Genomic DNA, 11335 nt, shown 5'->3' on the forward strand with positions numbered 1-11335 from the left:
TTACCGGGCCGTAAGCTCCCAGACATGCAGGTGATCCAGTCGACCAAGCTCGCCAACGTCTGTTACGAGATCCGGGGCCCGGTGCTCGAGGAGGCGATGCGGCTTGAGGCGGCCGGGCATCGGATCCTCAAGCTGAACACGGGCAACCCGGCGGCGTTCGGCTTCGAGTGCCCGCCCGAGATCCTCGAGGACATCCTCCGCAATGTGTCGTCGGCCCATGGCTACGGCGACGCGAAGGGCCTGCTGGCCGCACGCCGGGCCGTCGTCATGCACAACCAGACCCTCGGCATCGAGACGGACGTCGAGCACGTCTTCATCGGCAACGGCGTCTCCGAGCTGATCGTGATGGCGATGCAGGGACTGCTGGACGACGGGGACGAGGTGCTGGTCCCGGCACCCGACTACCCGCTGTGGACGGCGGCCGTATCGCTCTCCGGCGGTACGGCCGTGCACTACCGCTGCGACGAGCAGTCCGACTGGATGCCCGACCTCGCGGACATCGAACGGAAGGTCACCGACCGCACCAAGGCGATCGTGATCATCAACCCGAACAACCCGACCGGCGCGGTCTACGACGAGGCCGTGCTCAAGGGCCTGACCGACATCGCCCGCCGCAACAATCTGCTGGTCTGCTCCGACGAGATCTACGACAAGATCCTCTACGACGGCGCCACGCACACGCCGACCGCGGCCGTGGCCCCGGATCTGCTGACACTCACCTTCAACGGCATGTCGAAGGCGTACCGGGTGGCCGGCTACCGGGTCGGCTGGATGTCGATCTCGGGTCCGCGCGCGCACGCCGACTCCTATATCGAGGGTCTGACGATCCTCGCGAACATGCGGCTGTGCGCGAACATGCCGGGGCAGCACGGTGTGGTCGCCGCGCTGAGCGGACGCCAGACCATCAACGACCTGGTGCTGCCGGGCGGGCGGCTGCGCGAGCAGCGGGACGTGGCGTATGAGCTGCTGACGCAGATTCCGGGTGTGACGTGCGTGAAGCCGAAGGGGGCGCTGTATCTGTTCCCGCGGCTCGATCCCAAGGTCTTCAAGATCAGGGACGACCGGCGGATGGTCCTGGACCTGCTCCGGCGCGAGAAGATCATGGTCGTCCAGGGCACCGGCTTCAACTGGCCCGAGCAGGACCACTTCCGGGTGGTGACGCTGCCGACGGTCGGGGATCTGCGGGACGCGGTGGGGCGGATCGGGAACTTCCTGGACGGCTACAGCCAGACCTGACGCTCACGCAGGGTGGACACGTGATCCGGTTCTGTGAAGCGCTCAACTTTAGACGAAATCTAAGCTAGGATGACTTCTGTCAGAGCACAGGAGGCCATCCCCATGTACGAACCGATCCGCACCAAGTCGGTCCACAGCTCGATGGCCGGCACGTCCTCGGACTTCCCCCACCGGTCCCGTGAGGAGGAGCTGGACATCCAGCTCGCGGGCCATCTCGCCGCGCTCCTCGCGATCACCGACGAACTGCGCGCGCAAGCGCCGTCCGGCGATCTGGACACGGCTGCGGAGCGGCTCGTGGAGCAGGTGAGCCGACTGCGAGGTGGGGCGACAGTGCGGGCGCTGCCTGCTGCCGGCCGACCGCAGGCCACGTCCCTGCACCGGCGCGCGCACCGCCTCGCGGGACGCGCGCTCGTCGTCGCCGCGGCCCGCGCCGATACGGCGGCGGCGATCCTGGCCGCCGAGCGCATGGACGCGCATGCCGCCGCGCTGGCCGAGCCGCAAAAACTGACCGGCGTCGGCTGATCCCCCTGAACGGCCCCGGTCCGCGTGCACCCGCAGCGACGCGCGGACCGGGTGCCACATTCTCCGTACTCTGAAACCATGGAGTACGCGAAGATGCGCGCGATCGCTGGGGAACTCGGGGCCTACGCCGAGCAGCTCGAAGGGGCTTGGAGCGTGGAGATCGGCCCGTCCGGTCCGATACTGGCGATGATGTGCCCCTCGAAGCGTCACGAGGGCACAGTCCGCCGTATCCGCAACCAGCTCGACGCGCAGCTTCCCGCCACTCACCCGGGGTACATCTGCGAGAACGGCCCCGAGATCGAGCACCCCGCCCTCGCTCGCATGCGCCGTCCCGACGCCGTCGTCATCCCCGAGGACGTCCTCGACGAGGAGGGCCTCGCGGTCGACGCCGCTCACGTACTGGCGGTCATCGAGATCGTCTCGCCGTCCAGCCCGGGCATCGACTACAGCGAGAAGCTCACCGAGTACCCCGCCATGGGCATCGCCCACTACATGATCGTCGACCCGCGCACCGGCACCATCGAGGTGCATTCGGGCCCGTGCAAGGACCACTACGGCAGCAAGGAGCCGTACATCTACGGAGACTCGGTGCCGTTCGGTCCCTGGACCGTGGAGACTTCGGCCTTCCGCCGCTACGGCAAGGCCGGGAACGGCACGGGCTGACGGCAGGCCGCTCCCGTTCCGTACCGGGACCGGCACGACACCCCCCGTTCACCCTCCCAGACGGGGAACGTTGGATTCCGCGAGCACGCTCCGGACGTGAGACGTATCGCAGGGATCTTCCTCGCGGTGCTGCTGATCGGCGGAGTGGTGGCAGCCGTCGTGGCAGGCCGACAAGGCGAGGACAAGGGCACGGCAACGAAGACCGTGCGCGCGGTGATCGGGTCGGAGAAGGCAGATTTCTTCGCCGATCCCGAGGTGGTGGACGCCCTTGCCGCCAAGGGCTACACCGTGCAGCCCGAGACCTCCGGGTCCTGGGCCATGGAAGGGCTCAACCTCGAGGAGTACGACCTCGCGCTGCCGTCGAGCCAGGCACCGGCCGTCGAACTGGCCGAGAAGTACAAGGTGTCGGGAACCCTCCCGCGCCCCTTCTACTCCCCCCTCGTCGTCGTGGCGCACAAGAACGCCGCCGAGGTGCTCAAGGCGAACGGGCTCGCCACGCTGGACGAGTCGCACCGGGGCACGCTGAAGATGAGCGCCTACCTGGACGCCGCCCGCGCGGACCGCACCTGGCAGCAGCTCAAGGGCGCCGACAAGTACGGAGAGCTGACGGGCACGCTGTATCTGTCCAGCACCGACCCCGAGACCTCCAACTCCGGCGCCCTCTACCTCGCCGCCGCCTCCTACGTCGAGAACGGCGGAAAGGTCGTCGCCTCCGGCACCGAGATCGACCGCACCGCCCCGCTGCTGCACAAGCTCGTCAGCGTGCAGGGCGCCCAGCAGTCCAGCAGTGACGCCGTCTTCCGGGACTTCGTCAGCGGCGCCGGCAACCCGCTCGTGGTGGTCTACGAGTCCCAGGTCGCCTCCCTGCTGACGGAGGGACAAACCCCCGACGACCTGGTCGTCCTCTACCCGGACACCACGGTCAACAGCGACCACACCGTCGTACCGCTCACCGACGACGGCAAGGCCCTCGCCGAACTCCTCTCCACGGACCCGAAGTTGCGCAAGCTGGAGGTCCGGCACGGGTTCCGCCCGCAGGGCGAGGCCACCGAGTTCGCCGCGGACACCACCTACCTCAAGCACGAACTGACCGGCGTCCGCCAGGCGCCCGTGCCCACCTCCAAGGTGCTGCACGAGCTGGCGCGACGGGCGCGCGGATAAGGGGGGAAGCAGTACATGACCAGCAACGACGAGACGTTCGTCCTCACTCCGCCCGAGCCCGTCGCCGCCGTGCCGCGGGAGAAGGCCGGCGGGCTCGTGCCCGTCGACGACAGCGTCCGCGACGACATGGCGAACAAGGCCTCCGCCTACATCGAAGGACTCGCCTCCCTCGACGCCCGTTCGCCCGAGTTCGCCGGCAAGGTCGGCGAGATCACCAGCCTCGGCGCGGGCGAGATGCGCAGCGCCGCCGCCCAGTCCAACAGGATGCTGGAGCGCACGGTGCGCAGCCTCCCCGACAAGGGCGGCGACGCCCAGTCGAAGGTGGCGGGCTCGCTCGTCGAGCTGCGGCGGGTGGTGGAGGACCTGGACCCGCGTGACCTGCCCGCGAGCAAGGGCCGCAAGTTCCTGTCCAAGCTGCCCGGCGGCAACAAGCTGCGCGACCACGTCGCCAAGTACGCCTCCTCGCAGAACACGCTCAACAAGATCGTCGGCTCGCTGCGCGGCGGCCAGGACGAACTGCGCCGCGACAACGCCGCACTGCAGACGGAGCGCGTCCGCCTCTGGGAGACCATGGGCAAGCTCCAGGAGTACGTCGTCCTCACCGAGGCGCTGGACTCGGCCGTCGAGCAGCACATCGGCGGGGTGGAAGCCACCGATCCGCAAGCGGCCGACAGTCTCCGTGCCGATGTGCTCTTCCCCGTCCGGCAGAAGCACCAGGACCTGCTCACCCAGCTCGCGGTGTGCGCGCAGGGCTACCTCGCCATGGACGTCGTACGACGCAACAACGAGGAGTTGATCAAGGGCGTCGACCGGGCCGCCACGACCACCGTCTCGGCGCTGCGCATCTCGGTGATGCTCGCCTCCGCGCTCGACAACCAGAAGAAGGTCGTCGACCAGGTCAACGCGTTGCGCGGCACCACCGAGGACCTCATCCGGGGCAACGCGGAGATGCTGGCCACACAGAGCGGCGAGATCCAGCGCATCGCCGCCGACCCGGCCGTCGGCGCGGAGACGCTGCGCACCGCGTTCCAACAGATCTACCGCACCCTGGACGCCATCGACTCCTACAAGGTGCAGGCCACCGAGGCGATGGCGTCGACCGTGGAGTCCCTCACCTCCGAACTCCAGCACGCCAGCGCCTACTTGGAGCGCAGCCGCTCACAGGGCGCGCTCGAAGGAGGGCTCACATGAGACGTCGTACAGCCATAGGTGTCCTCGCCGCGGCTGCCGCTCTGCTCACCGCCTGCACGGCACAGGGAGGAGACCCGACGGACTTCCCGACGCCCGGCGTCCCCGGACCCGCCGAGCCGGGCACCCTCCGCGTCCTCGCCTCCAGTGAGCTGAGCGACATGACCGAGGTCCTCGCCCAGGTCGAGAAGGACACCGGCATCAAGGTCCGGCCGACGTACATGGGCACCCTGGACGCCGTGGACCTGCTGGCGAAGGGGCAGGCGGACGGCCAGTTCGACGCGCTGTGGCTGTCCTCCAACGACTATCTGCGGCTACGGCCCGACGCGGCGAAGAAGGTCGTGTCGGAGACGCCCGTCATGTCCAGCCCGGTCGCCATCGGCGTCAAGGCGGCGACCGCCGAGGAACTCGGCTGGAAGCCCGAGGACGTCACCTGGTCCCAGGTCGAGCAGGCCGTGCGGGACGGGAAACTGACGTACGGCATGACCGACCCGGCCCGCTCCAACTCCGGCTTCTCGACGCTCGTCTCCGTCGCCTCCGCGCTCTCCGGCGCCCAGTCCGCCCTCACGGACGCGGATGTCACCGAGGCGACCCCGCGGCTGAAGGAGTTCTTCAAGGGGCAGAAGCTGACGTCGGGTTCGTCGGGCTGGCTCGCGGCGGCCTACGACCGGCGCGGCGACATCGACGCGCTCCTCAACTACGAGTCCGTCCTCAAGGGCATCCCGGGCCTGACCGTGATCCGCCCGCGCGACGGCGTCGTCACCGCCGACTACCCGCTCTCCTCCCTCGCCGCCACGAACGCCGAGACCCGCGACGACGTCCGCCGCCTCACCGAGGCCCTGCGCACGCCGGCGACCCAGCGCGCGATCACCGAGAGCACCCACCGCCGGCCCGTCGTCGCCGACGTGCGGCCCGCGGCCGGACTCGACACCGACCGCCGCCGCGAACTGCCCTTCCCCGGCAGCCGGTCCGTCGCCGACGGCCTCCTCGACTCGTACGAGAACGACCTGCGCCGCCCGTCCCGGACCGTCTACGTCCTCGACACCTCCGGCTCCATGGAGGGCGACCGGCTCGCCGACCTCAAGCGGGCCCTCACCGCCCTCACCGCCGACTTCCGGGACCGCGAAGAAGTCACCCTCATGCCCTTCGGCTCCGACGTGAAGAGCGTGCGCACCCACGTCGTCGAACCGGCCGCACCGGAGACCGGGCTCAACGCGATCCGCCAGGACACCGCGACACTCACAGCCGAGGGCGACACAGCGATCTTCACATCGCTTCAGAAGGCGTACGACCATCTCGGCACCGACCGCGACACGTTCACGTCGATCGTGCTGATGACGGACGGCGAGAACACGACCGGCGCGAAGGCCTCCGAGTTCGACGCCTTCTACGCCGGGCTCGACGGGGACAGCAAGGAGATCCCCGTCTTCCCCATCCTCTTCGGCGACTCCGACCGCTCAGAACTGGAACACATCGCCGAACTGACCGGCGGCCGCCTCTTCGACGCCCAGCAGGGCTCACTGGACGGCGCCTTCGAGGAGATCCGTGGCTACCAGTAGATTCCTCGGCTACCTGGAGTCCCGCAAGAACATCGCGGGCAGCGCATGCGGACTGGTCGGCGTGGTGCTGACCTTCACGGGGGTGGCGGGCCCGTACTGGCCAGTGGTCGTCGCCGGCCTGTACGGCGCGGGCGCGCTGATCGCACCACCGGAGCGCCCGCCCCTGCCGGACTTCCCGGACCCGTCGGCCCAACTCGACGAACTGCGCCAGGACTTCGACAAGCTCCGCGGCTACCTCACGGACATCGACCTCTCGGTCACAGCCGCGGCCCGCCTCCGCGAACTGACCGAGCTGCTCACCGCCCTGCTGGACCACGGCTGGAGCAAGGAGCTGCTCGCCCACGACCCGGAGGCCGTCCACGCCCTCTCCCGCATAGTCCGCCGCGACCTCCCCGAGGCCGTGGACACCTTCGCCCGAACCCGCTGGTGGACCCGGATGTCCCCTGGCACCGATTCCCCCGAACTCCACCTGGAACGCCAACTGGGCTTCCTGAAGAAGGAAGCCCAGGGTTTGGCGGCAACGTTGCGAGAAGCGGAGGCCCGCAGACAGGAAACCCACACCCGCTACTTGGAGGGTCGTTCAGAACAACCCCCTTAGGGGCGCGGGGAACTGCGCGACCAGCCACAACGAACCCGCACCCGCCAACGGCGAAGGGGAACCCTTACCCCAGGCGCTCCACCAACGCCCGGTACTCATCCCACAGCTCCTTCGGCGTGTGCTCACCGAACGTATTCAGATGCTCGGGCACCAGCGCCGCCTCCTCACGCCAGACCTCCTTGTCCACGGTGAGCAGGAAGTCCAGCTCCTCCTCGCCCAGTTCAAGCCCCTCCGTGTCCAGCGCACCCTTCGCCGGAAGGATCCCGATCGGCGTCTCCACACCCTCCGCCTTGCCCTCCAGCCGCTCCACGATCCACTTCAGGACGCGGCTGTTCTCACCGAAGCCGGGCCAGACGAACTTGCCCTCGTCGTTCTTGCGGAACCAGTTGACGTAGTAGATCTTCGGCAGCTTGGCCGGGTCCTTGTCCTTGGCGACCTCGACCCAGTGCCCCATGTAGTCGCCCATGTTGTACCCGCAGAACGGCAGCATGGCGAAGGGGTCCCGCCGCAGCTCACCGACCTTGCCCTCGGCGGCGGCGGTCTTCTCGCTGGCGACGTTCGCGCCGAGGAAGACACCGTGGTTCCAGTCGAAGGACTCCGTCACCAGCGGTACGGCCGTCGCGCGCCGCCCGCCGAAGAGGATCGCGGAGATCGGCACGCCCTTGGGGTCCTCCCACTCGGGCGCGATGATCGGGCACTGCGAGGCGGGGACGGTGAAGCGGGCGTTGGGGTGAGCGGCGGGCTCCGAGGAGTCCGGCGTCCAGTCCCGGCCCTTCCAGTCCGTGAGGTGGGCGGGCGTCTCCTCGGTCATCCCCTCCCACCAGATGTCGCCGTCGTCCGTCAGCGCGACGTTGGTGAAGACGGAGTTGCCCCACAGCGTCTTCATCGCGTTGGCGTTGGTGTGCTCACCGGTGCCGGGCGCGACGCCGAAGAAGCCGGCCTCGGGGTTGATGGCGTACAGCCGGCCGTCCTCGCCGAACCGCATCCACGCGATGTCGTCGCCGATGGTCTCGACGGTCCAGCCGCGGGTGGTGGGCTCCAGCATGGCGAGGTTGGTCTTGCCACACGCGCTCGGGAAGGCCGCGGCGACGTACTTGGACTCACCCTGCGGTGGCGTGAGCTTGAGGATCAGCATGTGCTCGGCGAGCCAGCCCTCGTCGCGGGCCATGACGGAGGCGATGCGCAGGGCGTAGCACTTCTTGCCGAGCAGGGCGTTGCCGCCGTAGCCGGAGCCGTAGGACCAGATCTCGCGGGACTCCGGGAAGTGGGAGATGTACTTGGTCTGGTTGCACGGCCAGGCCACGTCCGCCTCCCCCTCGGCCAGGGGGGCGCCCAGCGAGTGGACGGCCTTCACGAAGAAGCCCTCGGTGCCCAGCTCGTCGAGGACCGGCTGGCCCATCCGGGTCATCGTGCGCATGGAGACGGCGACGTACGCCGAATCGGTGATCTCGACGCCGATCGCGGACAGAGGCGAGCCCAGCGGGCCCATGCAGAAGGGCACGACGTACATGGTCCGGCCGCGCATGGAGCCGCGGAACAGGCCCTTCTCGCCGGCGAAGATGTCCCGCATCTCGGCGGGCGCCTTCCAGTGGTTGGTCGGGCCCGCGTCCTCTTCCTTCTCGGAGCAGATGAAGGTGCGGTCCTCGACCCGGGCGACATCGGTCGGGTCGGAGGCCGCGTAGTACGAGTTCGGGCGCTTGATCGGGTCGAGCCTCTTGAAGGTGCCCTTGGCCACGAGCTCCTCGCACAGTCGCTCGTACTCGGCTTCGGATCCGTCACACCAGACCACGCTGTCCGGCTGCGTCAGTTCAGCGATCTCGTTCACCCACGAGACCAGTTCTTTGTGGTGGGTGGGAACGACGGGGGGAGCCGCGATGTCGCGCGCCACGATTGCTCCTAGATGAGGGATTTTTTGGTTGGAGGCCCCGTGGGGGCTGCGACCCGGATGCATCCCAGCGGCTTGACTGGCGCTCATCCGGTGCCGACCGCACTCATTTGATCATCCGATGCGAGTGCCCATCTGTCCAGAGGGCATCACAGGTGAGCGGAGTGAGCATCGCCACGCTTGAACCCGACGCTTTGCGTGCACGTTGGGTTCAGCAGACCGTCTCTTTGCGTGACCATGCACGCGGGAGGCGCCAACTCCCGTGAGACGATGGCCACTCTGCCCCGGTCTTCCAGGCAGACTGATACGTAACTTACGGTTACGTAGGTACGATGTCCGCATGACTGCGTCCGCCTCCGACGCGCCGCTGGACACGCCGGCCGACGGCCTCCGTCCTCACGCGCTCGCACTGCCGCATCCCATTAAGCCCAAGCTTCGGGGCTGGCTGCATCTCGGCATGTTTCCGGCCGTACTCATCGCAGGTCTCGCACTCACCGCCCTCGCCGACTCGCCGCGAGGCCGCATCGCCTGCGGCATCTTCGCCCTGACGGCCTGCCTGCTGTTCGGGGTCAGCGCGCTGTACCACCGGGGCGACTGGAGCCCCCGGATGGACGGCATCCTGCGGAGGCTGGATCACGCCAACATCTTTTTGATCATCGCCGGCACCTACACGCCGCTGACGATGCTCCTGCTGCCCGGAGCCAAGGGCGAGGTGCTGCTGTGGGGCATCTGGGGAGCCGCGGTCGCGGGCATCCTCTTCCGGGTGTTCTGGGTCGGCGCCCCGCGCTGGCTCTACACCCCGTGTTACATCGCGATGGGCTGGGCAGCGGTCTTCTTCCTCCCGGACTTCATGCGCGCCGGCGGTATCGCCGTCCTGGTCCTGGTGATCGTGGGCGGCCTTCTCTACAGCGCGGGCGGCGTGATCTACGGCATCAAGCGCCCCAACCCGTCACCGCGCTGGTTCGGCTTCCACGAGGTCTTCCACTCCTTCACGCTGGCGGCGTTCGTCGTGCACTACGTGGGGATCTCGATGGTGGCGTACCAGCACGGATAGCCCTTCGGGGAGCTCGAGGACGAGCCCGCCGCGCCCGTGGCCGTTTCCCAGGAGGATGGCCGACAATGACCTCCATGACGGCCGCACCTACCCCCACCTCCGACGACCGCCCCCGGCCGGGGCTGCGCGAGCGGAAGAAGATCAAGACCCGGATGGCGATCCGTACGGCGACGTACGAGCTGATCCGGGAGCAGGGGTACGACGCCACCACGATCGAGCAGATCGCCGACCGCGCCGAGGTGTCGCCGTCGACCGTCTTCCGCTACTTCCCGACCAAGGAGGACATCGTCCTCACGGACGAGTACGACCCGCTGATCGAGGAGGAGCTGCTGCGGCGGCCCGCGGACGAGCCCTGGCTGGACTCGCTGCGGTACGCGTTCAAGAAGAGCATCGTGCTCGGGATGACCGAGGAACCCGAGGTGACCCGGCTTCGGTCACGTCTGGTGGCCCGGGTGCCGGCCGTGCGCGCCCGCATGATCGAGAGCATGTCCGTCTCCTCCTCGCTGCTGCGCCGGGTGATCGCGGAGCGCACCGGCCGCGCCGCGGACGATCTGGAGGTGCGCGTCTACGCGATGTCCCTGATCGGCGGTCTGATGGAGGTCTCGCTGTACTGGGCGGAGAACGACTTCGTGGACGACTTCGAAGCCCTGGCCGACCGCGCGATCGACGTCTTCGCGCACGGCCTCCCCCCGGAAAACGCCTGAGGCCACTCCCCTCCCGCGTGTCATCCTGGCCAGGTGAACGGTCCCGAGATCCACGTCGGATTCGACCCCGGACTGGCCCTGTTCGTGCCGCAGGCCCGACGCCGCGGCGCCACCCAGGTGGCCACCGACGGCGTCTCCACCCTCGGCCATGTCGTCGAGTCCCTCGGCGTCCCGCTGACCGAGGTCGGCGCACTCGTCGTGGACGGCCGCGAGGTGCCGGTGTCGTACGTCCCTCAGGCCGGCGACTCAGTGCGGGTCCTGCCCGTCGAGCGCCCCCAGCAGGTTCCCGGCGCTCCCCTGCGTTTCCTCCTCGACGTCCATCTCGGCACCCTCGCCCGCCGCCTCCGGCTGCTCGGCGTGGACACGGCGTACGAGTCGACGGACATCGGCGACGGGGCGCTGGCGGCGCGCTCCGCGAGGGAGCGGCGGGTCATGCTGAGCCGCGACCGGGGTCTGCTGCGGCGCCGCGAGCTGTGGGCCGGCGGCTATGTCTACAGCACCCGCCCCGACGAACAGCTCCCCGACGTCCTCGACCGATTCCGCCCCGAGCTGCGGCCCTGGACTCGGTGCGTCGCGTGCAACGGCCTGCTGAAGGAGGCGACCAAGGCCGAGGTCGCGGACCAGCTGCAGCACGGGACGCACCGGTCGTACGACGTCTTCGCGCAGTGCGAGGAGTGCGGGCGTGCCTATTGGAAGGGCGCGCACCACGAGCAGCTGGAGGCCATCGTGGAGCGCGCGCTTGCGCTGTGCTCGGAGCGCCGTTGA

The 11335-nt window shown here is 68.9% G+C and carries 11 protein-coding genes; 10 read left to right on the forward strand and 1 reads right to left on the reverse strand.

The window, feature by feature from the left end; genetic code table 11:
* Positions 1-24 precede the first annotated feature (24 nt).
* The 7 genes from OG828_RS18945 (at position 25) to OG828_RS18975 (ending at position 6927) form a co-directional block, all read left to right on the forward strand.
* Positions 25-1236 carry a pyridoxal phosphate-dependent aminotransferase gene (locus tag OG828_RS18945; RefSeq protein WP_328357927.1) on the forward strand — a complete coding sequence of 404 codons (1212 nt, stop codon included), beginning with the start codon at positions 25-27 and terminating at the stop codon, positions 1234-1236.
* Positions 1237-1338: 102 nt separating this feature from the next.
* Positions 1339-1758 (forward strand): SCO4983 family protein, encoded by a 420-nt coding sequence (locus OG828_RS18950; RefSeq protein WP_328357930.1) that lies wholly within the window; start codon positions 1339-1341, stop codon positions 1756-1758.
* A 78-nt stretch (positions 1759-1836) separates the two neighbouring features.
* Positions 1837-2421 (forward strand): Uma2 family endonuclease, encoded by a 585-nt coding sequence (locus OG828_RS18955; RefSeq protein WP_328357933.1) that lies wholly within the window; start codon positions 1837-1839, stop codon positions 2419-2421.
* A 96-nt stretch (positions 2422-2517) separates the two neighbouring features.
* Positions 2518-3582 (forward strand): substrate-binding domain-containing protein, encoded by a 1065-nt coding sequence (locus OG828_RS18960; protein WP_328501798.1) that lies wholly within the window; start codon positions 2518-2520, stop codon positions 3580-3582.
* 15 nt (positions 3583-3597) lie between these two features.
* Entirely contained in the window at positions 3598-4773 is a 1176-nt protein-coding gene (locus tag OG828_RS18965) for a toxic anion resistance protein (RefSeq protein ID WP_328501799.1), read from the forward strand.
* Entirely contained in the window at positions 4770-6329 is a 1560-nt protein-coding gene (locus OG828_RS18970) for a substrate-binding and vWA domain-containing protein (RefSeq protein ID WP_328501800.1), read from the forward strand. The genes OG828_RS18965 and OG828_RS18970 overlap by 4 nt, the downstream gene beginning before the upstream one ends.
* Positions 6316-6927 carry a hypothetical protein gene (locus OG828_RS18975; protein WP_328357942.1) on the forward strand — a complete coding sequence of 204 codons (612 nt, stop codon included), beginning with the start codon at positions 6316-6318 and terminating at the stop codon, positions 6925-6927. Before OG828_RS18970 ends, OG828_RS18975 begins: the two co-directional genes overlap by 14 nt.
* A gap of 64 nt (positions 6928-6991) precedes the next feature.
* On the opposite strand, the gene OG828_RS18980 is transcribed toward OG828_RS18975, so the two are convergent.
* Positions 6992-8815 (reverse strand): phosphoenolpyruvate carboxykinase (GTP), encoded by a 1824-nt coding sequence (locus OG828_RS18980; protein ID WP_328438818.1) that lies wholly within the window; start codon positions 8813-8815, stop codon positions 6992-6994.
* Between the two features lie 337 nt (positions 8816-9152).
* Between OG828_RS18980 and trhA the strand changes: the two genes are divergently transcribed.
* From trhA to OG828_RS18995, 3 genes are all read left to right on the forward strand, one after another.
* Positions 9153-9866 carry a PAQR family membrane homeostasis protein TrhA gene (gene trhA / locus OG828_RS18985; RefSeq protein ID WP_210577051.1) on the forward strand — a complete coding sequence of 238 codons (714 nt, stop codon included), beginning with the start codon at positions 9153-9155 and terminating at the stop codon, positions 9864-9866.
* Between the two features lie 74 nt (positions 9867-9940).
* The gene (locus OG828_RS18990; protein ID WP_443062418.1) at positions 9941-10570 is read left to right on the forward strand and encodes a TetR/AcrR family transcriptional regulator; all 630 of its coding nucleotides are present in this window, start codon (positions 9941-9943) and stop codon (positions 10568-10570) included.
* A gap of 33 nt (positions 10571-10603) precedes the next feature.
* Entirely contained in the window at positions 10604-11335 is a 732-nt protein-coding gene (locus tag OG828_RS18995; RefSeq protein WP_328501802.1) for a Mut7-C RNAse domain-containing protein, read from the forward strand.

The sequence above is a fragment of the Streptomyces sp. NBC_00457 genome, assembly GCF_036014015.1.
Classification (GTDB): Bacteria; Actinomycetota; Actinomycetes; order Streptomycetales; family Streptomycetaceae; genus Streptomyces.